General features: G+C 66.3%; 24 protein-coding genes and 5 pseudogenes. 22 read left to right on the top strand and 7 right to left on the bottom strand.

From position 1 onward, the window contains the following. Window positions 1–603 carry a TetR/AcrR family transcriptional regulator gene (locus MPSD_RS19965; protein WP_012393599.1) on the top strand — a complete coding sequence of 201 codons (603 nt, stop codon included), beginning with the start codon at window positions 1–3 and terminating at the stop codon, window positions 601–603. Window positions 604–622: 19 nt separating this feature from the next. Here the strand turns inward: MPSD_RS19965 and MPSD_RS19960 are convergent, their stop codons facing one another. Next, window positions 623–1,495 (bottom strand): D-alanyl-D-alanine carboxypeptidase family protein, encoded by an 873-nt coding sequence (locus MPSD_RS19960; RefSeq protein WP_015355181.1) that lies wholly within the window; start codon window positions 1,493–1,495, stop codon window positions 623–625. 71 nt (window positions 1,496–1,566) lie between these two features. On the opposite strand from MPSD_RS19960, the gene MPSD_RS19955 reads away from it, so the two are divergent. The 5 genes from MPSD_RS19955 (at window position 1,567) to trmD (ending at window position 4,177) form a co-directional block, all read left to right on the top strand. Next, window positions 1,567–1,986 carry a nuclear transport factor 2 family protein gene (locus MPSD_RS19955; protein ID WP_086085328.1) on the top strand — a complete coding sequence of 140 codons (420 nt, stop codon included), beginning with the start codon at window positions 1,567–1,569 and terminating at the stop codon, window positions 1,984–1,986. Window positions 1,987–2,191: 205 nt separating this feature from the next. Beyond that, the gene (rpsP, locus tag MPSD_RS19950; RefSeq protein WP_011740100.1) at window positions 2,192–2,677 is read left to right on the top strand and encodes a 30S ribosomal protein S16; all 486 of its coding nucleotides are present in this window, start codon (window positions 2,192–2,194) and stop codon (window positions 2,675–2,677) included. 8 nt (window positions 2,678–2,685) lie between these two features. After that, on the top strand, window positions 2,686–2,928 hold the full coding sequence (locus MPSD_RS19945) for an RNA-binding protein (RefSeq protein WP_003878715.1): 243 nt from the start codon (window positions 2,686–2,688) through the stop codon (window positions 2,926–2,928). Between the two features lie 24 nt (window positions 2,929–2,952). Next, window positions 2,953–3,477 carry a ribosome maturation factor RimM gene (rimM, locus tag MPSD_RS19940; RefSeq protein WP_086085326.1) on the top strand — a complete coding sequence of 175 codons (525 nt, stop codon included), beginning with the start codon at window positions 2,953–2,955 and terminating at the stop codon, window positions 3,475–3,477. A 7-nt stretch (window positions 3,478–3,484) separates the two neighbouring features. Next, complete coding sequence (trmD, locus tag MPSD_RS19935) at window positions 3,485–4,177, top strand: tRNA (guanosine(37)-N1)-methyltransferase TrmD (RefSeq protein ID WP_011740102.1); 693 nt, start codon at window positions 3,485–3,487, stop codon at window positions 4,175–4,177. A gap of 111 nt (window positions 4,178–4,288) precedes the next feature. Here the strand turns inward: trmD and MPSD_RS19930 are convergent, their stop codons facing one another. Further along, window positions 4,289–5,248 (bottom strand): serine hydrolase, encoded by a 960-nt coding sequence (locus tag MPSD_RS19930; RefSeq protein WP_020786557.1) that lies wholly within the window; start codon window positions 5,246–5,248, stop codon window positions 4,289–4,291. A gap of 357 nt (window positions 5,249–5,605) precedes the next feature. Between MPSD_RS19930 and rplS the strand changes: the two genes are divergently transcribed. From rplS to MPSD_RS19910, 4 genes and pseudogenes are all read left to right on the top strand, one after another. Then, window positions 5,606–5,947, top strand: coding sequence for a 50S ribosomal protein L19 (gene rplS, locus MPSD_RS19925; protein ID WP_012393605.1), 342 nt, complete (start codon window positions 5,606–5,608; stop codon window positions 5,945–5,947). Between the two features lie 111 nt (window positions 5,948–6,058). Then, a complete protein-coding gene (gene lepB / locus MPSD_RS19920; protein ID WP_020786558.1) occupies window positions 6,059–6,922 on the top strand; it encodes a signal peptidase I in 864 nt (287 codons plus the stop codon). A gap of 2 nt (window positions 6,923–6,924) precedes the next feature. Then, window positions 6,925–7,759, top strand: a pseudogene (locus MPSD_RS19915) (ribonuclease HII). 4 nt (window positions 7,760–7,763) lie between these two features. Continuing rightward, window positions 7,764–8,069, top strand: coding sequence for a DUF2469 domain-containing protein (locus MPSD_RS19910; protein ID WP_012393608.1), 306 nt, complete (start codon window positions 7,764–7,766; stop codon window positions 8,067–8,069). A gap of 5 nt (window positions 8,070–8,074) precedes the next feature. Here the strand turns inward: MPSD_RS19910 and MPSD_RS19905 are convergent. Together MPSD_RS19905 and MPSD_RS19900 are read right to left on the bottom strand one after the other, a co-directional pair. Further along, window positions 8,075–8,859 (bottom strand): annotated as a pseudogene (locus MPSD_RS19905) (ANTAR domain-containing protein). Between the two features lie 77 nt (window positions 8,860–8,936). Beyond that, complete coding sequence (locus tag MPSD_RS19900) at window positions 8,937–10,295, bottom strand: WS/DGAT/MGAT family O-acyltransferase (RefSeq protein ID WP_011740108.1); 1,359 nt, start codon at window positions 10,293–10,295, stop codon at window positions 8,937–8,939. 117 nt (window positions 10,296–10,412) lie between these two features. Here MPSD_RS19900 and MPSD_RS19895 point away from each other — a divergent pair, with 117 nt between their 5' ends. From MPSD_RS19895 to MPSD_RS19860, 8 genes and pseudogenes are all read left to right on the top strand, one after another. Then, window positions 10,413–11,393, top strand: a complete 981-nt coding sequence (locus tag MPSD_RS19895; protein WP_086085327.1) for an NAD-dependent epimerase/dehydratase family protein — start codon at window positions 10,413–10,415, stop codon at window positions 11,391–11,393. 134 nt (window positions 11,394–11,527) lie between these two features. Further along, window positions 11,528–12,349, top strand: a complete 822-nt coding sequence (gene fdhD / locus MPSD_RS19890; protein WP_086085329.1) for a formate dehydrogenase accessory sulfurtransferase FdhD — start codon at window positions 11,528–11,530, stop codon at window positions 12,347–12,349. Between the two features lie 116 nt (window positions 12,350–12,465). Beyond that, entirely contained in the window at window positions 12,466–12,834 is a 369-nt protein-coding gene (locus MPSD_RS19885; protein WP_011740111.1) for a YraN family protein, read from the top strand. Then, a complete protein-coding gene (locus MPSD_RS19880) occupies window positions 12,834–14,345 on the top strand; it encodes a YifB family Mg chelatase-like AAA ATPase (RefSeq protein WP_020786562.1) in 1,512 nt (503 codons plus the stop codon). The genes MPSD_RS19885 and MPSD_RS19880 overlap by 1 nt, the downstream gene beginning before the upstream one ends. Continuing rightward, window positions 14,342–15,513: pseudogene (gene dprA, locus MPSD_RS19875) on the top strand (DNA-processing protein DprA). Before MPSD_RS19880 ends, dprA begins: the two are co-directional and overlap by 4 nt. A gap of 32 nt (window positions 15,514–15,545) precedes the next feature. Further along, window positions 15,546–16,394: pseudogene (locus MPSD_RS19870) on the top strand (siderophore-interacting protein). 23 nt (window positions 16,395–16,417) lie between these two features. Continuing rightward, window positions 16,418–17,578 carry a lactate 2-monooxygenase gene (locus tag MPSD_RS19865; RefSeq protein ID WP_020786565.1) on the top strand — a complete coding sequence of 387 codons (1,161 nt, stop codon included), beginning with the start codon at window positions 16,418–16,420 and terminating at the stop codon, window positions 17,576–17,578. Between the two features lie 31 nt (window positions 17,579–17,609). After that, the gene (locus tag MPSD_RS19860) at window positions 17,610–18,518 is read left to right on the top strand and encodes a tyrosine recombinase XerC (RefSeq protein ID WP_012393616.1); all 909 of its coding nucleotides are present in this window, start codon (window positions 17,610–17,612) and stop codon (window positions 18,516–18,518) included. Window positions 18,519–18,539: 21 nt separating this feature from the next. Here the strand turns inward: MPSD_RS19860 and MPSD_RS19855 are convergent, their stop codons facing one another. Next, window positions 18,540–19,046, bottom strand: coding sequence for a M23 family metallopeptidase (locus tag MPSD_RS19855; protein WP_020786566.1), 507 nt, complete (start codon window positions 19,044–19,046; stop codon window positions 18,540–18,542). Between the two features lie 304 nt (window positions 19,047–19,350). Here MPSD_RS19855 and rpsB point away from each other — a divergent pair, with 304 nt between their 5' ends. From rpsB to MPSD_RS19835, 3 genes are read left to right on the top strand one after another with little or no spacing between them, the layout of a single operon-like run. After that, window positions 19,351–20,181: a 30S ribosomal protein S2 gene (rpsB, locus tag MPSD_RS19845; RefSeq protein WP_015355195.1), complete on the top strand. Its 831-nt coding sequence runs from the start codon at window positions 19,351–19,353 to the stop codon at window positions 20,179–20,181. A 1-nt stretch (window position 20,182) separates the two neighbouring features. After that, the gene (gene tsf, locus MPSD_RS19840) at window positions 20,183–20,998 is read left to right on the top strand and encodes a translation elongation factor Ts (protein WP_011740116.1); all 816 of its coding nucleotides are present in this window, start codon (window positions 20,183–20,185) and stop codon (window positions 20,996–20,998) included. 20 nt (window positions 20,999–21,018) lie between these two features. Further along, a complete protein-coding gene (locus MPSD_RS19835; RefSeq protein WP_020786569.1) occupies window positions 21,019–22,437 on the top strand; it encodes an amidase in 1,419 nt (472 codons plus the stop codon). Between the two features lie 15 nt (window positions 22,438–22,452). Here the strand turns inward: MPSD_RS19835 and MPSD_RS19830 are convergent, their stop codons facing one another. Further along, window positions 22,453–22,872, bottom strand: coding sequence for a MarR family winged helix-turn-helix transcriptional regulator (locus MPSD_RS19830; RefSeq protein WP_012393620.1), 420 nt, complete (start codon window positions 22,870–22,872; stop codon window positions 22,453–22,455). A gap of 385 nt (window positions 22,873–23,257) precedes the next feature. Here MPSD_RS19830 and MPSD_RS19820 point away from each other — a divergent pair. After that, a pseudogene (locus MPSD_RS19820) lies at window positions 23,258–24,460 on the top strand (ISAs1-like element IS2404/ISMul1 family transposase). Window positions 24,461–24,507: 47 nt separating this feature from the next. Here MPSD_RS19820 and MPSD_RS19815 read toward each other — a convergent pair. Continuing rightward, window positions 24,508–24,996 (bottom strand): Lrp/AsnC family transcriptional regulator, encoded by a 489-nt coding sequence (locus tag MPSD_RS19815; protein ID WP_012395638.1) that lies wholly within the window; start codon window positions 24,994–24,996, stop codon window positions 24,508–24,510. Between the last annotated feature and the right edge of the window lie 92 nt (window positions 24,997–25,088).

Below are 25,088 nucleotides of genomic sequence, written 5' to 3'. Positions count from 1 at the left end.
ATGGCCCGGACCCAGCAGCAACGCCGCGAAGAAACCGTCGCGCGGCTGCTGCAGGCCAGCATCGACACCATCGTCGAGGTTGGATACGCCCGGGCGTCGGCGGCCATCATCACCAAGCGTGCCGGCGTGTCGGTGGGCGCTCTGTTCCGTCACTTCGAGACGATGGGCGACTTCATGGCGGCGACCGCCTACGAGGTGCTGCGCCGGCAACTGGACATCTTCACCAAGCAAGTCGCCGAAATACCCGCGGACCGGCCGGCGCTGGAAGCGGCGCTGGCAATACTGCGCGACATCACCGCCGGGGCGACCAACGCGGTGCTGTATGAACTCATGATCGCGGCGCGCACCGACGACAAGCTCAAAGAAACCCTGCAGCACGTGCTGGGGCAATATCGCGCCAAGATCTACGACGCCGCGCGCACCCTGCCCGGCGCTGAGGGCTTCCCGGAGGAGACCTTCCCGGCCATCGTGGCGGTGTTGACCAACGTGTTCGACGGAGCCGCGATCGTGGGGGCGGTGTTGCCTCAGCCGGACATCGACGAGCAGCGAATCCCGGTGCTCGCCGCGCTACTGAGCGCCGCGGTGCCGGATACCGCTCCCTAGCGGTCGAGCCCGCCGGCGGCTACAGAGATCCGATGCCGGACTGCGGGTTGAGGGCGAATCCCCAGTCGAAAAGACTTCCGGCCTGGTCCCAGTAGGTGGGCCCGCCCTCTTTGACCAGCCCGTACATCATGGCAATCACCAGCCGGCGGCCGTTTCGGGCCGCCGCACCGACAAAGGTCTTGCGGGCGGCGTTGGTGTAGCCCGTCTTGCCCCCGATCGCGCCCGGATAGCGCTGTAACAGCTCGTCTTGGTTGACGATCGGGTGCTCACCATCCTCGCCGGGGAACATCGCCGACGGCTCCGCGGTGATGTGCGCGAACACCGGATTAGCCATCGCGGTGCGGAAGATCACCGCGAGGTCATGAGCGGTCGACCATCCCGACCCGCCGGGGCCGTCCAATCCCGAGGGAGTGGCCGCGTGGGTGTTCATGGCGCCCAACGCGGCGGCCTTGGCGTTCATCTTGGCGACCGCGGCGTCCTGGCCGCCGAGCATCTGCGCCAGCGTATTGGCGGCATCGTTGCCCGACACCAGCAGCAGGCCGTCGAGCAGTTGACGGGCGGTGTAGGTGTGACCCGCTTTGACGCCGACGCAGTTGCACTCCACGTGCGTGTCGGCCTCGTCTGCGACGACGGTCGAGTTCAGGTTGAGTTCGTCGAGCGCCACCAAAGCCAGGAGCACCTTGATGGTGCTCGCGGGCGGGTGGGTGACATTCTGGTCGCGCCCGGCAAGCACCTGGCCGGTGTCCAGATCGGCGACGATCCAGGTCTGTGCGGGACCGTCGGGGATTGGCACCGATCCGGCCGGCTGCATTTCGGTATCGGCCGATGCGGTGGCACCGCTGATGGTGGCGGCCGTGAGCAGCACCGCGGCTACGGCCATGACCTTTCGCATGGGCGCAAAGTGTAACTTCCGCGGCTTCGGGACGCCTATTTTCGAACGGATCGGCGGTGTTGAATCGAATCATGTTGAGCCTGCCCGAAATTTCTGACCGGTTAGAGATCCAGCAGCTGCTCGTGGACTACTCCACCGCCATTGACCTGCGCCGATTCGATGACCTCGACAAGGTGTTCACCCCGGACGCCTATATCGACTACCGCGCGATGGGCGGCATCGACGGCCAGTACCCGCACGTCAAGGCGTGGCTTGCCGAGGTGTTGCCCAACTTCGCCAACTACGCGCAGATGCTGGGTCTGCCATCGATTCGGCTCGCCGGCGACACCGCGACCGCGCGCACTTTCTGCTTCAACCCGATGGTGTTCGCCGGCGAGAAGCCCACCACCATGTTGCTCGGGCTCTGGTACGACGACGAGTTCGTGCGCACCGCCGAGGGCTGGCGGATGAGCCGCCGCGCCGAAACGAAGTGCTTCGATCGACGCCCCTGACGCCGGCGCGCCCCAGCGGTGCGTTGGCGGATCGAGCGAATTTCCGGGATCGCAGGGTGCTCTGGCACAATGGGCGGCTGTCCACCGCGCGACCGTGCATCGTTGCGATACCGCCCGGTGGTCGAACACGCGAGGCAAAACCGGTTCCCGGCATCCCGCCCGGATCGCTGAATTGCAGCGTGCACACACAGGAGAAATCGCTTTCATGGCTGTAAAGATCAAGCTCACCCGGCTCGGCAAGATCCGTAACCCGCAGTACCGCATCGCGGTGGCGGACGCTCGCACCCGGCGTGATGGTCGCTCGATCGAGGTCATCGGCCGCTACCACCCCAAGGAAGAGCCGAGCCTGATCGAGATCAACTCCGAGCGGGCCCAATACTGGCTGTCCGTGGGGGCGCAGCCCACCGAACCCGTTCTCAAGCTGCTCAAGATCACCGGTGACTGGCAGAAGTTCAAGGGCCTGCCCGGCGCCGAGGGCCGGTTGAAGGTCAAGCCGCCCAAGCCCAGCAAGCTCGAACTGTTCAACGCCGCGTTGGCTGCCGCCGAGGGTGGTCCCACCACCGAGGCCACCAAGCCGAAGAAGAAGTCGCCGGCCAAGAAGGCCAAGGGCGGCGAAGGCGACGCCGATGCGGCGGCCGAGAAGGTGGAAGCTTCCGCCGAGGGTGAGCAGACCGAATCGGCCGAGAGCTGACGACCGCTATGAGCACTGTCGTGGTCGACGCTGTCGAGCATCTGGTCCGCGGAATCGTGGACAACCCCGACGATGTGCGGGTGGACATGGTGACGAGCCGTCGCGGACGCACCGTCGAAGTCCACGTCCACCCCGACGACTTGGGCAAGGTGATCGGGCGCGGGGGACGTACCGCAACGGCACTGCGGACACTGGTCGCCGGCATCGGCGGCCGTGGTATCCGCGTTGACGTGGTGGACACCGACCAGTAGCGAAGCCTTGCTCATGGAGCACCGATGGAGCTGGTAATCGGGCGCGTGGTGAAAGCGCACGGGATTACCGGCGAGGTTGTCGTCGAGATCCGAACCGACGAACCGGACCGCCGGTTCACGCCGGGCGCCAGCCTGCGCGCCAAGAGATCCCGAGACGGCCGCACCGGCCGCAATTATGTGATCGAAGGCGTGCGTGAGCACGGTGCGCGGCTGCTGGTGCGATTGGCCGGGGTGAACGACCGGGACACGGCCGATGGGCTGCGTGGCAGTCTGTTCGTCATCGATTCCGCCGACCTGCCGCCGATCGAGGAGCCCGACACCTACTACGACCACCAGTTGGAGGGACTTCGGGTCCGGACCACGGCGGGCCAAGACGTCGGAGTGGTCGCCGAGGTACTGCACACCGGTGCCGGCGAGTTGCTGGCGGTCAAATGTGATTCCGGCGAGGTGTTGGTGCCGTTCGTCGGCGCGATCGTCACGTCGGTGTCGCTGGACGATCGCATTCTCGAGATCGACCCGCCCGACGGGCTGCTGGACCTGGGGTCCTAGGGGTGTCATGAAAATCGACGTGGTGACGATTTTCCCGGCGTACCTGGACCCGCTGCGGCAATCGTTGCCGGGCAGGGCGATTGCGTCGGGCCTCGTCGACCTACAGGTGCATGACCTGCGCCGGTGGACCTACGACGTGCACCACTCGGTAGACGACTCGCCCTACGGCGGCGGGCCCGGAATGGTCATGAAGGCGCCGGTCTGGGGGGAAGCGCTCGACGAAATATGTTCGGCTGAAACGCTTCTGGTTGTCCCGACGCCCGCCGGCTCGCTGTTTGACCAGGCCACCGCGCAACGGTGGAGTGCCGAGCAGCACTTGGTGTTCGCCTGCGGCCGGTATGAGGGGATAGACCAGCGGGTCGCCGAGGACTCGGCCCGGCGCATGCGGGTCGAGGAAGTCTCGATCGGCGACTATGTCCTGCCCGGCGGGGAGTCCGCGGCGGTGGTGATGATCGAGGCCGTGCTGCGATTGTTGACCGGAGTGCTGGGCAATCCCGCATCCCACCAAGAGGATTCGTTTTCGCCGGAACTGGATCGGTTGCTGGAGGGGCCCAGCTATACCCGGCCACCGAGCTGGCGGGGGCTCGACGTGCCCGAGATCCTGCTCTCCGGTGACCACGCGCGCATCGCCACTTGGCGCCGGGAGGTCTCGTTGCGGCGCACCCGGGAGCGCCGGCCCGACCTCGCGCCACCGGAGTAGCCCTGCCGAGCAGACGCGGAATCGCACATCGCGAAGCGGTTTGGCGCGATTCCGCGTCTGCTCGCCGGCAAGAGGGGCGTTGCGGGGCCGTAGGGCCCGCGCTGGACCGGGTCAGATCCGGCCGGCGGGAAAGATCGTCTTGACGGCTTGGGTGATCGTTTCGCGCGCGGTGGCGTCATCGGAGGCCTGCAGCGATTCGATCACCATGATGTAGCGGCGGTCCGAGCCGATGATTCCGGTCGACAGATGCATCCAGTCGGCGCCGATGCAGCACATCCACCCCTGCTTGACCGCGACCGGTTCGGCGTAGAGGCCGTCGGGGATGCCAAACCGTTGTGGGTAGCCGTCGATTCCGTTCGGAGTGGACTGGGCCAGGTCGTTGACGATGATGGCGGCACTCTGCAACGGCAGCCCACCCTCCCCGTCGAGCAACATCTCGTAGTAGCGGATCAGGTCAGGTGCGGAACTGAAGGTGTTCCACCAGCGCCCGTCGCTGGGTGGTGCGGTGGCGGCCAATCCGTACCGGGTCGCGATCTCGGTGACGATGGCATCGCCGCCGAGCTCGCCCCAGAACTGCTCGGCGGCGCCGTCATCCGATGAGCGCAGCATGTTTTCGAGGGCCTGGCGATCCTGGGCAGAAAGGGTGTTCTTGCCCTGGGACGCCCGCAATAACAACTCGTCGGCGATGAACAGCTTGGACACCGAGGCGGTGGCGATGATCGAGGTCTTGCCGTTGGAGACCAGCTGGTGGGTAGCGCGGTCCAGGATCGCGACCGTGATGGTGGCGCCCTTGGCGGCGGCTTCCTCGGTTGCCCGCTGGATGCGTTCTTGAACCCCGACCAGACCGGCCGAGGGCAATAGCGCGGCCGGATCTTCGGGCGGCGTGATGGCACGCAGCAGCAGTTCGATCAGCTGTTGCTGCTGGGGCTGGGATTGTTGCCGGGATGATTCGCGATCATCGGTCCCATACGCCTTGGCCTGCACCTTTGCCTCGCAACCGGTGAGCACCAGCGATACCACCAATGCCACCGCCGCCGCGGCGGTCAGCATCGTCAGCGGCCGTGCTCGCATGCTTCTCCTTCAGCACTCTCCGGTAACGCGAAGACGCGCAAGTGTGGCGGCCGCACTGCCATCTGCCCCGGGAATCACGCAAAGCTGAGGGTTCGGCCTGCGCGGTTTGGCACCTGTCTTATGTACCACTTGCAGGCGCTTTGCGGACGATGTGAACCGCCCGGATTTCCTGTGATTTTCACTGCATGCGTACCGTCTGGCACAATTGGCCAGTTGTCTTTAGCAGTTGTCGGCGGGCCGCTTGCTCCGCCTGTTGCGAGATACACCCATAAAGCCCATATCCATTGGCTTGGTAAGTGCCGCGTGCCTGCGTGTATGCGGTCTGCCGAGCCGCGATCCGGAGGAAGTGTCTTTCCAATGAACAGGCTGGACTTCGTCGACCAGGCGTCGCTGCGCGACGACATCCCGGCCTTCAGCCCGGGCGACACCATCAATGTGCACGTCAAAGTCATCGAGGGCGCCAAGGAGCGTATCCAGGTGTTCAAGGGTGTGGTGATTCGCCGGCAGGGTGGGGGCATCCGCGAGACGTTCACAGTGCGCAAGGAAAGCTACGGCGTCGGCGTCGAGCGGACGTTCCCGGTGCACTCGCCGAACATCGACCACATCGAGGTGGTAACGCGTGGTGACGTTCGTCGCGCCAAGCTGTACTACCTTCGTGAACTGCGCGGCAAGAAGGCCAAGATCAAGGAGAAGCGCTGACCGGCGCGGCCTTGGTGGCCATCCCGGCCTGCCTGGGCACCACGGGCGGTTCAACTCGCCAGTGGCTCGCCAGTCTCGAAGGCTACGGCGCGCGCTGGCTACGCTGATCACGTGACCGAAACCACGGACTCCCCATCTGAGCGCGAGCCCGACGCAGGTCAGTCGGAGGCGCCGCTCGCTGCTCGAGGTGCTGATGCCCCGGGTGCGGCGGCTCAGGAAGAACCTGGGGCGGAGTCGAGGGCGGCCGACGAGGACGAGTCGAAGCCGGCCAAGAAATCGACCCTGCGTGAATTCGCGACCCTGGCCGTCATCGCGATAGTGATCTACTACGTGATGTTGACGTTTGTGGCGCGTCCATACCTGATTCCGTCGGAGTCGATGGAGCCCACCCTGCACGGGTGTTCGACCTGCGTCGGTGACCGCATCATGGTGGACAAGCTCACCTACCGGTTCACTTCACCCAAGCCCGGTGACGTCATCGTCTTCAAGGGGCCACCGTCGTGGAACGTCGGCTACAAGTCGATACGTTCGAGCAACACCGCGCTGCGCTGGGTGCAAAACGCCCTCTCGTTCATCGGTTTCGTGCCCCCGGACGAGAACGATTTGGTCAAACGCGTCATCGCGGTGGGCGGACAGACCGTCCAATGCCGCTCCGACACCGGGTTGACCGTCGACGGTAAGCCGCTCAAGGAGCCATATCTGGATCCGGCCACCATGCTGGCTGACCCATCCGTCTACCCCTGCCTGGGCAGCGAATTCGGGCCGGTGACCGTCCCGGCGGGCCGGCTGTGGGTGATGGGCGACAATCGGACCCACTCGGCGGATTCGCGGGCACATTGCCCCATGCTGTGCACCGGGGACGCCATGGCCGGCACCGTGCCGGTGGCCAACGTCATCGGCAAGGCGCGGTTCATCGTGTGGCCGCCGTCGCGGTGGGGCGTGGTGCGTTCGGTGAACCCCCAAACGGGCCATTAACCGTGGCCACCACCTGGCCGCCACGAACCGTGATCCGCAAGTCTTCCGGACTGCGCACTCTGGAGTCCGCGCTGCAGCGCAGCGGTCTGGGACCGGTAGCCGGTGTGGATGAGGTGGGGCGAGGTGCGTGCGCGGGCCCGCTGGTGGTCGCCGCTTGCGCACTCGGGCCGAATCGCTACGAGAGCCTGGCCGCCCTCGACGATTCGAAAAAACTCACCGAAAAGACTCGGGAAAAGCTGTTCCCGTTGATCTGCCGCTATGCCCTGGCCTATCACGTGGTGTTCATTCCGTCGGTGGAGGTCGACCGTCGTGGTGTGCACGTGGCCAACATCGAAGGCATGCGGCGGGCGGTGGCCGGGCTGTCGGTGCGCCCCGGCTATGTGCTCAGCGACGGCTTTCGGGTCCCGGGACTGTCGGTGCCGTCGCTGCCGGTGATCGGTGGCGACGCGGCCGCCGCCTGCATTGCCGCGGCCAGCGTGCTGGCAAAGGTCAGCCGCGATCGGCTGATGGTGGCGATGGACACCCAGTACCCCGGATACGGATTCGCCGAGCACAAGGGCTACAGCACCCGCGCACACACCCTGGCGCTGACCCAGCTAGGGCCCTGCCCCGAGCATCGTCGGTCGTTCATCAACGTTCGCCGAGTGGCCACCCGGTCCAACGGCGCCGCGACGGCCGAGCGCGAAGCGGACCCTCCCCAAGAGCGTGACGGAACCGGGTAGGGAAAGATGGGGCAAGATTTCCGACCGGGCGGCGATCGGCGCCGCCGGTGGCGCGCGGAGTCCTGCAGGGCCCCGAGCGGGAGATCTGGCAAATTGTTGGGAGAAGGACGTCTGAGCAGATGAGTGCAGAGGATCTCGAGAAGTACGAAACCGAGATGGAGCTCTCGCTGTACCGCGAATACAAGGACATCGTCGGCCAGTTCAGCTACGTCGTGGAAACCGAGAGACGCTTCTACCTGGCTAACAGCGTGGAGATGGTGCCGCGCAACGCCGATGGCGAGGTGTATTTCGAGCTACGACTGGCCGATGCCTGGGTATGGGACATGTACCGGCCGGCTCGGTTCGTCAAGCAGGTGCGGGTGGTCACCTTCAAGGACGTCAACATCGAAGAGGTGGAGAAGCCCGAGCTGAGGCTGCCCGAATAGTTCTCCTAGCCGCTGACGGTGGGGTTGGCCGTGTCGTCGGTTTCGAGGGCTTCGGGGGGCAGCTGGCCACGGTTTTCGATGACGGTGCGGGCAACATCGGCGAGCTTGATATTGAGGCTCTGGGAATGGTGGCGGAGCAGGTCGAACGCCTCTTCCTCGGTGAACCCATTCAGCAACATCAACATGCCGACGGCTTTTCCGATCTCGCGGTTGCTGAGCAGCCCGCGGCGCAGGCTGGCGGCATCCTCGCCGTGTGCGATGGCGTTGACCGCCACGCTCGCAAACGATGCCAGCACCGCCGCACGGCCGGCGGACTCGGTATCGAAACTGTTGGGGGTTTCGCTGAATAGGTTGAGTGCGGCGCCCTTGCGCTTGTCGACCAGCAGCCGGAATCCCATGGCGCGCGTACCGGTGTTTGGGCCAGAAGCGCGGCCGCAAACTTCGGCCATTGCGTCGGAGTGGTCAGGTCCGTTTCGATCTGCGGCGTTTCTTCCTCGATGGCGTCGATGCACGGGCCGTCGCCGGCTTTGCGCTCGAGTTCGTCGACGTGCTGGGCCAGCCGGTCGCTGGCGCCGACGGTGATGTAGCGGTCATTGGTGCGGACCAGCAAGCTGGCATGGTCACACCCCGGAACGATCAGGGTGGCGGCGATGCAGATCGCGGAGTACATCTCGGCGGGTTGGGCGCCCTGATAGATGATCTCGGCGAGGGCCGCAAAGACTGTCGCCGGGTCGGCGGTCGTCCCACCCGGTACCGAGTCCGGGTTGCTGTCCTTCGGTGTGGCCGTCACGTGTTCCCTCACTTCGGGTGGCAGGGGGGAGTCGCCCCCCAGTGCGCTGGCGTAGATTATCGGGCCTGGCCGGGCCCTCAAACTCCGACAGCGCGTTCCAACTCTTTCAGCGATGTCTCCAAGTGCCCGAGCATGCGCTGCAGGCGAGGCACGCTGCGCCGGCAACCGACGAGCCCGAAATCGAGATTGTCGGCGTTGTTGGTCACTGTAATGTTCATCGCCTGGCCGTCCAGGGCAATTGAGAGTGGATAGTTTCCGACCAGCCGCGCGCCCCGCCAATACAGCGGGTTGGGCGCGCCGGGAACATTCGATATGACGACGTTGAACGGTGGCGGCGCGGTGGCCACGAAACCGGGAACCAGTCCGAACACCAAACCGCCGGTCAGTAAGCCCGACAACGCCAGCTGCTGGATGCGGGGAAGCTGAGCGAACACCTTCTTGTTGTCCGACATCGACTGGCTGATCACCTGGAGGCGTTTCATCGGGTCGTCGAGGTTGGTCGCGAGGTTGCACAGCAGGGTGCCGACCATGTTGCCGCCGCGATCGGCATCGCCTTCCTTTCGCAGACTCACCGGAACCATGGCGATCAGTGGGGCGTCGGGAAGCGCGTGTTGATCGATCAGGTAGGCGCGCAGCGCGCCGGCCGACATCGCCAGCACGACATCGTTGACGGTGACGTCTGCCGCGTTCTTCACCGCCTTGATGCGATCGAGGGACCAGGACTGGGCGGCGACCCGGCGTGCTCCACCGATCCGGACATTGAACATCGTCTTCGGGGCTCGAAATGGCAGGGTCAGTTGCTGCTCGAGCAGCGCCGCGCGGGCCAGTGACAGCGCCGAGGGCGCCAGAGATGCTGTGGCGCCAACCGTCTCGGTGAGTAGCCGAAGCGGTGAGGATCTGTGCCCCGGGTTCGAGCGGCGCCGCGGTTTTAGTTCCCACGGCACCCGGATCTCATCGTCATCCGGATCGGTGCTGAATGCGCGCTGCATCAGCTTCTGCGCGGAAACCCCATCCTGCAAGGAATGGTGGAACTTGATGTAGACCGCGTAGCGCCCGTCGTTGAGTCCCTCCACCAGATGGGCTTCCCAGAGGGGCCGGTGCCTGTCGAGCAGGCTGCCGTGCAGCCGAGAGGTCAGCTCGAGGAGCTCCCGTACCCGGCCTGGCCGGGGGAGAGCGGACCGGCGGAAGTGATAGTCGAGCTCCACGTCGTCGTCGAATGTCCACGCGAAGTTGGTCATCGCGCCCAAGAACGCGGGATGCTTGCGGAACATGGGCTGGACGTCGGTGCAGCCGAGCATGGCTTCATATGCCTCGGTGACGAAGTTCTCGTCGGCATCCTCGGGCGGCTGGAACAGCTGCAGGCCCCCCACATGCATCGGGTGTTCGCGCGATTCGCCGAGCAAGAACATGGAATCGGTGGGTGCGATCAGCTTCATCATTCGTCTCCCCGAACTCGAGCAACACCAACCGGGATAGCCGCGCGCAAGGCCCCGCACACATTGCGGGTTTTGGTCCTGCGTTTGGGCGCGGTCGCTGGCGGAAACCCATTCTAGGTGGGTGTTGCTGTCGCGGTTACCGGGCCGACTGGAGATATCGGCATCTCGGCGGTCACCGCGCTGGAGCGGGAGCCGGCCGTGGCGTCGATCGTCGGTATGGCGCGCCGGCCGTTTGACCCGGCCATCTACGGCTGGTCCAAGACCACCTATCAGCGGGGCAACATCCTGGATCGCGATGCGGTCGACGCGTTGGTCGCCCAGGCCGATGTGGTGGTCCACCTGGCGTTCATCAAGCTCGGATCGCGTGCCGAGAGCGCGCAGGTCAATCTGCAGGGCGCCCGCAACGTCTTCGAAGCGACCGTCGCGGCGCGCCGGCCACGCCGCCTGGTCTACACGTCGTCGGTGGCGGCCTACGGCTACCACTCGGACAACCCGGCGGCCATCACCGAGGACGTACCCGCGCGCGGATCACCGGAGCACTACTACTCCGAGCAGAAGGCGCAAAGCGAGGCACAGCTCGCCAAGATCACCGAGGACTCGTTACTGCAGGTGTTCGTCCTGCGCCCGTGTATCGTCGCGGGCCCGCACGCCTACTCGTTGGCCGAGGCCATGCCGTGCAGGCAGGTGCCCGCGCCGGTGCGCGCGCTGAGCCGGGTGGTGCCGATGCTGAAGCCGATCGTGCCGGATCCGGGTGTCCCGGTGCAGCTGGTGCATCACGACGACGTGGCAGCCGCGATAGCGTTGGCGGCGACCGCACCGGTGCCCGCGGGGGCCTACAACATCGCCGCTGACGGGGTCGTGACGATCACCGACATGGCCAGGGCGCTGGGCGGCCGTCCGGTCCGGGTCCCAGCGGCCGCCGCCTCGGTCGCATCCGCGGCTATTTCCCGGTTGCCGCTGGTACCCCCGCTGCTCGAATGGCTTCATGCGGTGCGACAACCCGTGGTGATGGACACCGCCAAGGCGAAACGCGAACTCGGGTGGTCGCCGACGCACTCGTCAGCTGAAACCTTGTCGGCGCTGGCTGCAGCGATATGACGGCGGCCGGCCGATCCGACAGGCGGTTCGCAATCGAGGTACGTTGAGGCCGTGTTCGGGTGTTCTGCGGTCCCTGCCGATGCCGTGGCCTCCTGCCGGTGCGATTCGGCGGCGGGGCCAATCGAAGCCGGTCAGTGGGCTACGTAACGGCGCGTCGGCGGGTCAAGCACCTCGCCGCCGGTGATGCGATCACCCGACCGGAAACCCTGGCCGTCGAGGAGCCGCTGGAGATCCGCGTCAACGGTGTGCCGATATCGGTCACCATGCGCACCCCCGGCTCGGATTTTGAGCTCGCGCGCGGTTTCCTGCTGACCGAAGGGGTGATCGCCCACCGTGACGATGTGCTGACGGTCCGCTATTGCGGCGGGCGCGGTGCCGATGGCGCCAACACCTACAACGTCTTGGACATCACGCTGGCGCCCGGGGTAAGCCCGCCGGGCCTCGATGTGACCCGCAACTTCTACACCACCTCGTCGTGCGGAGTCTGCGGCAAGGCGTCGCTGGACGCGGTGCGGCTGATCAGCCGATTTTTGCCCGGCGACGATCCGGCCACCATCACGGCCGGTGCGCTCGAGGCGATGCCCGGCCAACTCCGTAGTGGCCAAAAGGTTTTCGCGAGCACCGGCGGCCTGCACGCCGCGGCGTTGTTCAGCGCGGACGGCACAATGCACGTGATCCGCGAAGATATCGGCCGGCACAACGCGGCAGACAAGGTCATCGGCTGGGCCATCGAGCACGATCGGGTTCCGTTGGCGGGGTCGGTGTTGCTGGTCAGCGGTCGCGCATCGTTCGAGCTGACGCAGAAGGCGCTGATGGCCGGGATCCCGGTGCTGGCCGCGGTCTCCGCCCCGTCGTCGCTGGCGGTCTCGCTGGCCGAAGAATCCGGGATGACGCTGGTGGCGTTTCTGCGGGAAGACTCGATGAACGTCTACACGCGCCCGGACCGCATCGTCTGAATCCACTGTCGGCCCGTTGTGGACGAGTGCGCGACTGTTGATAATCGGGCGGTTTTGCTTCCCTGACGCCCTCGGTCCGGCGGCCAGTGTCGGGGCCGGCGTGCAGGTTTGGGCGCATGAAGACGTTGACTCGCATGCAACTGGGAGCCCTGGGGGAGCAGCTGGCCGTGGAGCATCTGAGCGGTCAGGGGCTACAGATCTTGACCCGAAACTGGCGGTGCCGCTATGGCGAACTCGATGTGATCGCCTGTGAAGCTGCCACCCGCACCGTGGTGTTCGTTGAGGTCAAGACGCGCACCGGCGACGGGTACGGCGGGCTGGCCCAGGCGGTGACCGAAGGCAAGGTCCGCAGGCTGCGCCGCCTGGCCGGGTTGTGGCTGGCCGGTCAGGACCGCGGCTGGGCGGCCGTGCGCCTCGATGTCATCGGGGTGCGCATCGGCCGCAGCGCCAACCCCGAGATCACGCATCTGATGGGCGTGGGCTGATGGCGCTGGGGCGGGCGTTCTCGGTGGCGGTGTGCGGGCTGGACGGCGAGATCGTGGAAATCGAAGCCGACATCAGCTCGGGGCTGCCGGGGGTGCATCTGGTGGGTCTGCCCGACGCGGCACTGCAGGAATCCCGCGACCGGGTTCGCGCGGCGGTCACCAACTGCGGCAACAGCTGGCCATTGGCTCGGCTGACGCTCGCACTGTCGCCGGCCACCCTGCCGAAAATGGGTTCGGTCTACGACATTGCCCTGGCCGCCGCGGTGTTGTCGGCGCAGCGAAAAAAGCCGTGGCAGCGTTTGGAAAAGACGCTGTTGTTGGGGGAGTTGTCGCTGGACGGCCGGGTCCGCGCGGTGCGTGGCGTGCTGCCGGCCGTGTTGGCCGCCAAGCGCGATGGCTGGCCGGCCGTGGTGGTTCCGGCGGATAACTTGGCCGAGGCCAGCCTGGTGGATGGCATCGATGTCTGGGGTGTGCGCACCCTGGGACAACTGCAGGGCTGGCTGACGGGTGCTGCCGGTTTGGACAGTCGCAGCGGGCCCGCGGCCACCAGCGAGGGGACTTCGGCCGACTTGGCCGATGTGCTCGGGCAGTCCCAAGCGCGTTTTGCGGTCGAGGTGGCGGCGGCCGGTGCGCACCATCTCATGCTGACCGGTCCTCCCGGGGTAGGCAAAACGATTCTGGCACAACGCCTTCCGGGTTTACTGCCGCCGCTGTCGCGCGGCGAGTCACTGGAGGTCACCGCGATCCACTCGGTGGCTGGTTTGTTGTCGGGGGACACCCCGCTGATCACCCGGCCGCCGTTCGTGGCGCCGCACCACAGTTCCAGCGTCGTCGCGCTGGTGGGGGGCGGCACGGGCATGGCCCGCCCTGGCGCCGTCAGCCGGGCACATCGTGGGGTGTTGTTTCTCGACGAGTGCGCCGAGATCAGCGTCAGCGCCATGGAAGCGTTGCGAACTCCGTTGGAGGACGGAGAAATCCGCCTTGCCCGCCGCGACGGAGTGGCGTGTTACCCGGCCCGATTTCAGCTGGTGCTTGCCGCAAACCCGTGTCCATGCGCTCCAGCGGACCCGCAAGACTGCATCTGTGCGGCGGCGGTGAAGGGACGTTACCTCGGCAAACTGTCGGGGCCGTTGCTGGACCGGGTGGACCTGAGGGTACAGATGCACCCGGTGCGGGCCGGAGCCTTCTCGGCGGTGGCGGGCGAGTCGACCTCGCAGGTTCGTGACCGGGTGGCCCAGGCCCGCAACGCGGCCGCCCAGCGGTGGCAGCCGCACGGCTTTCGCGCCAATGCAGAAGTCAGCGGCCCCCTGCTGCGTCGGGAATTCCGGCTTGGCAACTCAGCGATGGTCCCGTTGCGCACGGCGCTGGATCGGGGGCTGCTCAGCATCCGCGGTGTCGATCGAACTCTGCGAGTCGCGTGGAGTCTGGCGGACTTGGCCGGCCGGGCGGCACCCGGCCTGGACGAGGTGTCGACCGCGCTGAGCTTTCGGCAGCCGGGAGCTTGCCGATGAGCGCGTCCGATAGTGCCTTGCGGGCCTGGGGTTACCTGTCGCGCGTGGCGGAGCCGCCGTGCGCGGAATTGGCTGCCCTGGTGCAACGAGTCGGCCCGGTAGAGGCGGCCGAGCGGATCCGGCGCGGCCAGGTTGACGGCGAGCTTGCCCGCTTGACCCGGGCCAGATGCGAAATCGATCGGGCCGCAGCGGATCTCGAGCAACTCGCGCGCCGTGGCGGGCGCTTGATCACACCCGACGACGACGAGTGGCCGGTGGTGGCCTTCACGGCTTTTTCTGGTTCGGCGATCCGGGCGAAGGGAAACGGCGGAGCTCCGATGGCGTTGTGGGTGCAGGGCCCCGCTCGCCTCGACCAGGTGGTTCAGCGCGCCGCCGCTCTCGCGGGAACCCGCGCCGCGACGGCATATGGCGAGCACATGGCCGCGGATCTGGCGGCCTGGTCGAACGTGACGTTGCGGTCATCTCCGGCGGTGCCTACGGAATCGACGGAGCGGCCCATCGCGCAGTGCTCATTGCCGAGGGCACCACGGTGGCGGTACTGGCCGGTGGGATCGACATCCCGTACCCCACCGGGCATTCGGCCCTGCTTCATCGGATCGGCCAGCACGGCTTGCTGGTCACCGAATACCCGCCGGGTGTGCGGCCGGCCCGGCATCGGTTCCTCACCCGCAACCGGTTGGTGGCTGCTCTCGGTGGCGCCGCGGTCGTGGTCGAAGCGGGGCTGCGTAGCGGTGCCGCCAACACCGCCGCGTGGGCTCGGGCGCTGGGGCGGATCGTGGCCGCGGTGCCCGGGCCGGCGACATCATCGGCTTCGGCGGGCTGCCATGTGCTGCTTCGCAACGGGGCGCAGCTGATCACCCGCGCCGATGAGATAGTCGAACTGGTCGGTCGGATCGGCGAATTGTCCCTCGAACAATCGCGTCCCACGTCCGTCCTGGACGGACTCAGCCAGTCCGAAAGTCAGGCCTATGAGGCATTGCCGGGTCGCGGCGCGATGAGCGTCGACGAGATCGCTGTCGCATCCGGGCTGGTGGCCGAACAGGTGATGGGGCGGTTGGCGATCCTCGAGGTGGCCGGACTGGCCGAGCGTGACGGCGGGCGGTGGCGCCTGGTGCGCGCCGGCCGCGCACGGCCCGCGGCCGAGGGCGTGCGGGCGCGGCTCGTATAGTCGACTGGGGTCGGATCTGGACAGGAGGCGTAGTGGCGGGTCGACCTGTACACACCTTCGAAGTCGTGGGTACCCAACAACTCGCGCCCCACATGGTCCGGGTGCGAGTCGGTGGCAGCGGCTTCGACACATTCGTTCCCAGCGAATTCACCGACTCTTACGTCAAGCTGGTTTTCGTCGCGCATGACGTCGGCGTGGCCGCACTGCCTCGGCCGTTGACACTGGATTGCTTTTCCAGTCTTCCGCCCGAGAAGCAGCCCGCGGTGCGGACCCTGACCGTCCGTCGTGTCGACGCCGCGGCGCGCGAAATCGTGCTCGACGTCGTGGCGCATGGCGAACACGGGGTAGCCGGTCAGTGGGCGGCGGCCGCGCAACCTGGCGAGCCGGTCTACCTGATGGGTCCTAACGGCGCTTACAAGCCCGACCCGGAGGCCGACTGGCATCTGCTGGCCGGCGATGAATCCGCGCTGCCGGCCATCGCCGCTGCGCTCGAGGCGCTGCCCGCCGACGCTGTCGGCAAAGCGTTCATCGAGGTTGCCGGTCCCGACGACGAGATCGAATTGCGCGCGCCGGAGTCGGTCCAGATCAACTGGGTCTACCGCGGTGGTCGCGCCGATCTGGTTTCAGCGGATCGTGCCGGCGACCATGCGCCGCTGATCGAGGCCGTCAAGACCGCCCTGTGGCTTCCCGGTCAGGTGCACGTCTTCATCCACGGCGAGGCCCAGGCCGTCATGCACAACTTGCGCCCCTAGATCCGCAAGGAGCGGGGTGTGGATGCGAAATGGGCGTCCTCAATCTCTGGTTACTGGCGACGCGGGCGCACCGAGGAGACGTTCCGGCATTGGAAAAGGGAATTGGCGGAGTCAGAAGCGGGTAGCTGACCGCCGGCTGGCATTCTCATCGCATGGCATTCGGCGACTATCAGTACGAGATCTACTTCCAGGGGCTATCCGGGGTAGTGCCAGGGCTGCCGATGGCCTTCGCCGAACTGGAGTCCAGGGCTCAGATGGCGCTGCCGCCGTCGGTGTGGTCATACGTGGTCGGCGGGGCCGGCGACGAGCGCACCCAGCGCGCCAACTGTGAGGCCTTCGACCGGTGGGGTCTGATGCCGCGCATGTTTGTCGGTGCCGCGGAACGCGACCTGACCGTGGAGATGTTCGGACTGACCCTGCCCTCACCGATCTTCCTGGCACCGATCGGCGTCATCGGACTGTGCGCCCAGGACGGCCACGGCGATCTGGCCACCGCGCGCGCGGCGGCCCGTACCGGAGTCCCGATGGTGGTCTCCACCCTGACAGCCGACCCCATGGAAGACGTGGCCGCCGAGTTCGGTGACACCCCCGGGTTCTTTCAGCTGTACACGCCGAAGGATCGCGAGCTGGCCGCCAGCCTGGTGCAGCGCGCCGAATCCGCGGGTTTCAAGGGCATCGTGGTCACCCTCGACACCTGGATCCCCGGCTGGCGGCCGCGTGACCTGAGCACCGCCAATTTTCCCCAACTACGCGGACACTGCCTGAGCAACTACACCAGCGACCCGGTGTTCCGCGCCGGCCTGCCCCGCCCCCCGGAGGAAGACCCGCAGGGGACCGTGCTGCGCTGGGCCCAGCTCTTCGGAAACCCGCTGACCTGGAGCGATCTCGCCTGGCTGCGCGAACTCACCGATCTGCCACTCATCGTCAAGGGCATCTGCCATCCCGATGACGCCCGGCGCGCCAAGGACGGGAGCGTGGATGGCATCTACTGCTCCACCCATGGCGGACGCCAGGCCAACGGCGGTCTTCCGGCCCTGGACTGTCTGCCGGGTGTGGTCGAGGCGGCCGACGGGCTGCCGGTGCTTTTCGACTCGGGGATTCGCAGTGGCGCCGACATCATCAAGGCGCTGGCGATGGGCGCGACGGCGGTCGGCATCGGGCGGCCCTACGCCTACGGATTGGCGCTGGGCGGCGTGGACGGCGTCGTGCATGTACTGCGCATGCTGCTCGCCGAAGCCGACCTGATCATGGCCGTCGACGGGTATCCCACGCGCAAAGATCTCACCCCGGACACATTGCGGCGCGTCAACTGAAACCCGCAGCGCTGTCTGCGACGGTGGGGGAGTGCCGGACAACAGCGAAGCGATTCTCGAGGAGTTCGACGAATACCTCGCACTGCAGTGCGGCCGCTCGGCCCACACTCGTCGCGCGTATCTGGGCGACCTGCGATCGCTGCTGGATTACCTCGCCGGCCGCGGCGCTGACCTGCGGGCACTGAGTCTGCCCGTGCTGCGGTCGTGGCTGGCTACCGCTGCGGGGGCCGGGGCGGCCCGAACGACGCTGGCCAGGCGCACCTCTGCGGTCAAGGCCTTCACCGCCTGGGCGGTGCGGCGCGGGCTGTTGGCCACCGACCCCGCGGCGCGGTTGCAGGTGCCCAAGGCGCACCGCACCCTGCCCGCCGTGCTGCGCCAGGACCAAGCGCTGGCGGCCATGACGGCGGCGAAGTCCGGCGCGCAGCAAGGGGATCCGCTGGCCTTGCGGGACCGCTTGATCGTCGAACTGCTGTATGCCACCGGGATCCGGGTGAGCGAACTGTGTGGTCTTGACATCGACGACGTCGACACCGGCCATCGGCTGGTGCGGGTGCTCGGGAAGGGAAACAAGCAGCGCACCGCGCCGTTTGGCCAGCCCGCTGCCGAAGCGCTTCAGGCCTGGCTGGCAGACGGACGTCCGGCACTGGCAACGGCGGAGTCCGGTCCGGCGCTGCTGCTCGGCGCCCGGGGCCGGCGCCTCGATGTGCGGCAAGCCCGCACGGTGGTTCATCAAACCGTCGCCGCGGTGGATGGGGCCCCCGACATGGGGCCGCACGGGTTGCGTCACAGCGCGGCCACCCATCTGCTTGAAGGTGGAGCCGACCTGAGGGTGGTCCAGGAGTTGCTCGGGCATTCCAGTTTGGCCACCACCCAGCTCTATACCCACGTGGCGGTCTCGCGACTGCGCGCCGTACACGATCAGGCCCATCCGCGGGCCTAGCCGGGCCCTCCGGCGGGGAGCTCAGCCCGTCACGGGCTTGAGCCGGATCGGGGTGGATTTCAGCAGGCCGAGCGGATCGACATAGTGGGCGTCCGACGCCGGCCCCCACATCGCGCCCCAATGCAGCCACGCCTTGGCTGGGCAGCCCGGGTGCCCAGCCACCAGGGTGCCTACCGCTGATCCCGCCGTCACGTGCTGGCCGGCTCGCACCGTCGGGCGCACCGGCTGGTAGCTGGTGCGCAAGCCGCCTGGATGGGCCAGCGAAACGACCGGCCAATCCGCCAAGGTTCCGGCATACACGACGGTCGCGTCACCGGCGGCAAAGATCGGCTCGCCGGGGACCCCGGCCAAGTCGACGCCGCGATGCCCGGGGCGCCAATTCGGTGTGGGTGCATCAAAACCACGCAACACGACCGCCGGCGGCCGCAACGGCCACTGCAACCGGGTGTCGTCGGCATGTGCCGCCGCCGCGCCCAGCAGCGACCAGGCGGCAAGCCAGGATGCCAACCAGGATGCAGCCACCGTCACCCGTCGCACATGATCAGTTCAATGCGCCGACGGCGTCCTTGCCAGCCAAATTCGCGGATCTATGCGCCACGGGGCCGCTGTGGAAAAACCGTCGCCGGCTTCGGTGTAAACTTCTCGACGCAGCTCGCAACCGCGGGCTGACTTCGCGCGTCTGCTTCGCGGCCCGGTAGTTCAGGGATCCGCAACAGCATGCCGAGCGGTCCCGTAGCCGGAGTCTCCGGAGCGGGTTCGGCATCGCGGCAGGCGCCAGGGCCCCGGTTTCAGCCGATACCGGGCGAACAACCGACACAAGTAAGGCATCAGCATGGCTGTTGTAACCATGAAGCAGCTGCTTGACAGCGGCACCCACTTCGGGCACCAGACCCGTCGTTGGAATCCCAAGATGAAGCGGTTCATTTTCACCGACCGCAACGGCATCTACATCATCGACCTTCAGCAGACGCTGACCTTCATCGACAAGGCGTACGAGTTCGTCAAAGAGACCGTCGCCCACGGTGGAACCGTGCTGTTTGTCGGCACCAAGAAGCAGGCGCAGGAGTCCGTCGCCGCCGAAGCGACCCGCGTCGGCATGCCGTACGTGAACCAGCGCTGGCTGGGTGGCATGCTCACCAACTTCTCCACCGTGCACAAGCGGCTGCAGCGCCTCAAGGAGCTCGAGGCCATGGAGCAGACCGGCGGCTTCGAGGGCCGCACCAAGAAAGAGATCCTGGGCCTGACCCGGGAGAAGAACAAGCTCGAGCGCAGCCTCGGTGGTATTCGCGACATGGCCAAGGTGCCGTCGGCGATCTGGGTTGTCGACACCAACAAGGAGCACATCGCCGTCGGCGAGGCCCGCAAGCTGGGTATCCCGGTCATCGCGATCCTGGACACCAACTGCGACCCCGACGAGGTCGACTACCCGATCCCGGGCAACGACGACGCGATCCGCTCGGCCGCGCTGCTGACCAAGGTGATTGCCTCCGCGGTTGCCGAGGGCCTGCAGGCACGTGCCGGAGCGGGCCGCGGTGATGGCAAGCCTGTGGTCGAGGCCGCGGAGCCGCTGGCCGAATGGGAGCAGGAGCTGCTTGCCGGTGCCACTGCCACCGCCCCGGCCGAAGGCGCTGTCGCAACCGAAACAACCCCCACGGAAGGCTGAAATGGCGAACTTCACCGCTGCCGATGTCAAGCGACTTCGGGAGCTGACCGGTGCTGGCATGCTCGCGTGTAAGAACGCGCTCGCCGAAAGCGACGGAGACTTCGACAAGGCCGTCGAGGCGCTGCGGATCAAGGGTGCCAAGGACGTCGGCAAGCGCGCCGAGCGTGCGACCGCCGAGGGTCTGGTTGCTGCCAAGGATGGCGCGCTCATCGAGCTGAACTGCGAGACGGACTTCGTCGCCAAGAATGCGGAGTTCCAGAAGCTTGCCGACGACATCGTCGCTGCGGCGGTGGCGTCGAAGGCCGCTGATGTTGACGCGCTCAAGGCGGCCAGCATCGGCGGTCAGACGGTCGAGGAGGCCATCGGGGCGCTCTCGGCCAAGATCGGCGAGAAGCTGGAACTGCGTCGCGTCGCGATCTTCGGCGGCACGGTCGAGACCTACCTGCACCGTCGGGCGGCCGACCTGCCGCCGGCGGTCGGGGTGCTGGTCGAGTACACCGGTGCCGGTGCCGAAGCGGCGCATGCGGTGGCACTGCAGATCGCCGCGCTCAAGGCGCGCTACCTCTCGCGCGAGGATGTGCCCGAAGACCTGGTGGCCAGCGAGCGCCGTATCGCCGAGGAGACCGCAAAGGAAGAGGGCAAGCCCGAGCAGGCGCTGCCCAAGATCGTCGAGGGCCGGCTCAACGGCTTCTTCAAGGACGCTGTGCTGCTCGAACAGCCCTCGGTGTCCGACAGCAAGAAGAGCGTCAAGGCTCTGCTCGACGACGCTGGTGTGACGGTCACGCAGTTCGTCCGGTTCGAGGTGGGCCAGGCCTAGCTTGGGCTACCGTCGACCGTATGGTCCGTGTCCACGCTTTCGGTGACGACGTCCTCGGTGACCTTGACGCTGTCGGCCTAGCCGATGCCATCCGGTCCGGCCAGTTGGGTGCGGTCGAGGTTGTCGAGGCCGCCGTCGCGCGGACCGAAGCGGTCAACGCCCGGCTCAACGGCGTGGCGCACGCCGATTTTGACCGGGCGCGAGACGCGGCTCAGCAGCACGGGCGCGGGTCGGGGCGCGGCTTCTTCGGCGGGGTGCCGAGTTATATCAAGGACAACGTCGACGTCAGTGGCCTGCCGACGATGCGGGGCACTGACGCGTGGGTGCCCCGTCGGGCCGGTACCGACAGTGAGATTGCCCGGGAACTGCTGTCTACCGGATTGATCGCGTTGGGTAAGACGCAGATGTCGGAGTTCGGCTTCTGCGCCGCGGCCGAGCATCCCCGGTTGGGCCCGGTCCGTAATCCGTGGAATACCGGCCACACCGCGGGCGCCTCCTCGTCGGGATCGGGGGCGTTGGTGGCCGCGGGCGTGGTGCCGATCGCGCACGCCAACGACGGCGGGGGTTCGATCCGAATTCCGGCATCCTGTAACGGCCTCGTCGGGCTCAAGCCGTCGCGCGGTCGGCTGCCATTGAATTCGCAATTGCGCCGACTGCCACTGGTCATCGTCGCCAATGGTGTGCTGACCCGGTCGGTGCGCGACACCGCTGCCATCTACCGCGAGGTCGAGCGCAGCTGGCGGCCGAGTGGATTGCCACCCATCGGGGACGTCACCCGGCCCGGCACCGAGCGGCTCAAGATCGCGGTGGTGACTCGCTCGGTCGACGGTGAATGCGGCACCGAGATGCGGGAACTGACATTGAAGACCGCCGGGCTTCTCGAGGAACTTGGGCACCGGGTCGAATATGTCGAACAGGTTCCGGTACCGGAGTCTTTGCCCGACGACTTCATCTTGTACTGGGGCTTCTTGGCCACCGCGCAGGTGCTTACCGGCCGCTATTCTTTCGGTAAGTCGTTCGATCGCAACCGGTTGGACAGTTTGACACTCGGGTTGGCTCGCCACGCCAACCGCAATGTGCACCGCTTACCCACGGCGGTGGCCCGGTTGCGTACGCTGCGGCGGCACACAGAGCGGTTCTTCCAACGCTATGACGTGGTACTCACGCCTGCCCTCGCGGACCCGCCGCCGCAGGTCGGCTACCTTTCGCCCACTGACTACCACCAGGTCATCGAGCGGCTGCGCAAGTGGGTCACCTTTACTCCGCTGCAGAACGTCACCGGTGACCCGGCGATTTCGCTACCGCTGGCCCAATCCTCGGATGGGTTGCCGGTGGGCATGATGCTCACGGCTGACATCGGCCGCGAAGCCCGCCTGCTCGAGCTGGCCTACGAATTGGAGGAAGCGCAGCCTTTCGCGCGCATCCACGTACCCGGGTGAATGTAGACGTGCCCGCTATTCGGTGCCCAGCATCTCCAGCATCCGTTTGAACTCACGCTGCTCAGCTGGGGTCAGCTTGGCCAGGATGCGGTCATCGGCGCCGCGCACGACGACCTCCGCGCGCTTCAACAAGGCCCGTCCGGGTGCGGTCAAGGTGGCAGGCAGGGCGCGACCGGAGGGCACTGATGCTGGGCGCGATACCGCGCCGACCTCTTCCAATTTGCGCAGCACCGTGTTCATCGCCTGCGGTGTGACATTGGTGTGGCGGGCCAACTCGGCGCTGGACAGGCCGGGCGACGCCGAGAGTATGCGTAGACAGACGAATTCCGGCAACGTCAGCCCCAGGGGGCTCAGTGCGGTAGAAACCTCTGGCCGCAGCACCGCTGCGGCCCGGTAGAGCAGGAACCCTAGCGGGGCTTCTTCGGCTTGACCCATGTCAACCATCCTGACATATCGCGCGGAAGGCGGTCGCGATCGTCGCCGGGAAGCGCTTGGTTCAGCAAAGGCCGGCAATTGATGCCGCTGTAAGAGCTGATGCCAATGATGCTGCAGTGTAAAAGGAAACAAACTGAAAATGCACAGTCCCCGCAGCTAGATCGGTGTGGCAAAACAATTCCCGGGTTATCGGTGTTTGGGTCCGGCGGCACCCGGAAACCCAGTTGAAAGCGGTTGGTCCCCAGGGCTCCGGCGTTGTTGATTAGCAGGCTTGTGAGCTGGGTTGATGATCTTTGGTGCCGCGCTATTGGGGCCGGAGTGTAGGCACGGGCTATCTGGAGAACGATCGAGTTGGTTACTGTTCGTCGTTGGTCTGGAGTTGCCCGTGCCTACCGTTTCAGTATTGCCTGTGTCGCCGGTTCCAGAGGTGTTCGACCGCTGGAGTCCTGGTGAGCGCAGCGAGCTCATCGGATCGGAGTTTCTCGATGTGTTGGCCTCGGTGCCAGACCCGAGGGACCCACGCGGTCGGAGGTATTCGCTGGTGGCTTTGTTGGCGATCGCGGTTCTGGCCACTGCCGCGGGGATGCGCGGCTATGCTGGTTTTGCCACATGGGCGGCCACCGCTCCCGATGATGTGTTGGCCCAATTAGGGGTCCGGTTCCGGCGGCCCAGTGAGAAGACCTTCCGCGCTGTTTTGTCTCGGCTAGACCCCGCCGACCTCAACGCCAGGATGGGCAGTTACTTCACTGCACACGTGGCCAGCAGCGACCCCAGTGGATTGGTGCCGATCGCGTTGGACGGCAAGATGCTGCGTGGTGCTTTACGCGCCAAAGCGACAGCCACGCATCTCGTGTCGGTGTTCGCCCACCGTGCCCGATTGGTGCTCGGTCAACTCGCTGTCGCCGAGAAAAGCAATGAAATTCCCTGCGTACGTGCCCTGCTCACGCTGCTGCCGGGTAGCTTGCGGTGGCTGGTCACCGTGGATGCGATGCATACCCAGGTCGTCACCGCGAAGTTGATCTGCGCCACCTTGAAGTCGCACTACCTGATGATCGTCAAGTCCAACCAAGCCAAAATACTTGCGCGTATCACCGCGCTGCCCTGGGCCGAGGTGCCCACAGCCGCTACCGACGACTCCCGCGGCCACGGCCGTGTCGAGACCCGCACCCCGCAAATCATCACCGCTGCACGAGGAATCGGCTTCCCCTACGCAAAACAAATCATCCGGATCACTCGTGAACGCTTGATCACCGCCACCGACCAGCGCAGCGTGGAGGTAGTCTATGCCATCTGCAGCCTGCCGTTCGAGCACGCCCGCCCTACCGCGATCATGACCTGGATGCGTCAACACTGAGGAATCGAGAACAGCCTGCACTGGATACGCGACGTCACCTTCGACGAAGACCGTCAAAGGGCACATACCGGAAACGGCGCACAGGTCCTAGCAACGCTACGCAACACCGCGATCAATCTGCACCGCCTCAACGGCGCCGACAACATCGCCGAAGCCTGCCGGATCACCGCTTTGACCGCCAACCGCCGCCTAGACCTCCTCAATCCACAATTCCCCAGCTCACAAGCCTGCTAATCAACAACGCCGGAGCCCTGTCTTTCGGATGCTCTGGTCGCCGACGTTCACTTGCCGGTCGACTGGGCGGAAGCCAGCAACGGGCTGAGCCGATAGTCGACCAGGCGCCTCATCACCAGCCCCGTTGTGGTCTTCTCGACGCCGTCGATGTCAAGGATCTGACCTGCGATGCGGTAAAGGTCCTCGGCGTTGCGGGCGACGATGTGGACCAGCAAGTCGGTGACACCGCTGAGCCCGTGGACTTCGAGAACCTCGGGCACACCCTCGAGTGCATTGCCGATCTCGCCCAGTTTGCGTTGCGTGACGGTCACCATGATGAAGGCGGTCAGCGAATAGCCAAGTGCGGCAGGATCGATGCGGCGCTCGAAAGACTGAAGGACGCCGTCCGCTTCCAGCTTGGCCAACCGTGCGTGAATCGTGTTGCGGGCCAACCCCGTAGTGTGCGCCAGCGCGACTACGGCCGCGCGCGGATCCTTGATCAGGGCGTGCAGGATTTGCGTATCGATGTCATCGATGAGGTGATCCCGCTTGGGCATATTGCCCTCCTTGAGGCCGAAGTAACACATCCCATGTGAGCATATTGCTCAGATTTTATCGACCTACTTGCCGAAATCATATGAGACCGTTG

It is taken from the genome of Mycobacterium pseudoshottsii JCM 15466 (assembly GCF_003584745.1).
Lineage (GTDB): Bacteria > Actinomycetota > Actinomycetes > Mycobacteriales > Mycobacteriaceae > Mycobacterium > Mycobacterium marinum.
The sequence above is the reverse complement of the archived record's forward strand: the minus strand, read 5'-3'. Positions and strand labels throughout refer to the sequence as shown.

Excerpts from the sequence above, each read along its gene's own strand:
- tsf (WP_011740116.1), top strand. The coding sequence starts at position 20,183 with ATGGCGAACTTCACCGCTGCCGATGTCAAGCGACTTCGGGAGCTGACC.
- MPSD_RS19965 (WP_012393599.1), top strand. The coding sequence starts at position 1 with ATGGCCCGGACCCAGCAGCAACGCCGCGAAGAAACCGTCGCGCGGCTG.
- MPSD_RS19955 (WP_086085328.1), top strand. The coding sequence starts at position 1,567 with ATGTTGAGCCTGCCCGAAATTTCTGACCGGTTAGAGATCCAGCAGCTG.
- MPSD_RS19910 (WP_012393608.1), top strand. The coding sequence starts at position 7,764 with ATGAGTGCAGAGGATCTCGAGAAGTACGAAACCGAGATGGAGCTCTCG.
- MPSD_RS19945 (WP_003878715.1), top strand. The coding sequence starts at position 2,686 with ATGAGCACTGTCGTGGTCGACGCTGTCGAGCATCTGGTCCGCGGAATC.
- MPSD_RS19930 (WP_020786557.1), bottom strand. The coding sequence starts at position 5,248 with ATGCGAGCACGGCCGCTGACGATGCTGACCGCCGCGGCGGCGGTGGCA.
- rplS (WP_012393605.1), top strand. The coding sequence starts at position 5,606 with ATGAACAGGCTGGACTTCGTCGACCAGGCGTCGCTGCGCGACGACATC.
- MPSD_RS19960 (WP_015355181.1), bottom strand. The coding sequence starts at position 1,495 with ATGCGAAAGGTCATGGCCGTAGCCGCGGTGCTGCTCACGGCCGCCACC.
- trmD (WP_011740102.1), top strand. The coding sequence starts at position 3,485 with ATGAAAATCGACGTGGTGACGATTTTCCCGGCGTACCTGGACCCGCTG.
- MPSD_RS19865 (WP_020786565.1), top strand. The coding sequence starts at position 16,418 with ATGGCATTCGGCGACTATCAGTACGAGATCTACTTCCAGGGGCTATCC.
- rimM (WP_086085326.1), top strand. The coding sequence starts at position 2,953 with ATGGAGCTGGTAATCGGGCGCGTGGTGAAAGCGCACGGGATTACCGGC.
- rpsP (WP_011740100.1), top strand. The coding sequence starts at position 2,192 with ATGGCTGTAAAGATCAAGCTCACCCGGCTCGGCAAGATCCGTAACCCG.
- MPSD_RS19900 (WP_011740108.1), bottom strand. The coding sequence starts at position 10,295 with ATGAAGCTGATCGCACCCACCGATTCCATGTTCTTGCTCGGCGAATCG.
- MPSD_RS19885 (WP_011740111.1), top strand. The coding sequence starts at position 12,466 with ATGAAGACGTTGACTCGCATGCAACTGGGAGCCCTGGGGGAGCAGCTG.
- MPSD_RS19815 (WP_012395638.1), bottom strand. The coding sequence starts at position 24,996 with ATGCCCAAGCGGGATCACCTCATCGATGACATCGATACGCAAATCCTG.
- MPSD_RS19880 (WP_020786562.1), top strand. The coding sequence starts at position 12,834 with ATGGCGCTGGGGCGGGCGTTCTCGGTGGCGGTGTGCGGGCTGGACGGC.
- MPSD_RS19835 (WP_020786569.1), top strand. The coding sequence starts at position 21,019 with ATGGTCCGTGTCCACGCTTTCGGTGACGACGTCCTCGGTGACCTTGAC.
- rpsB (WP_015355195.1), top strand. The coding sequence starts at position 19,351 with ATGGCTGTTGTAACCATGAAGCAGCTGCTTGACAGCGGCACCCACTTC.
- MPSD_RS19830 (WP_012393620.1), bottom strand. The coding sequence starts at position 22,872 with ATGGGTCAAGCCGAAGAAGCCCCGCTAGGGTTCCTGCTCTACCGGGCC.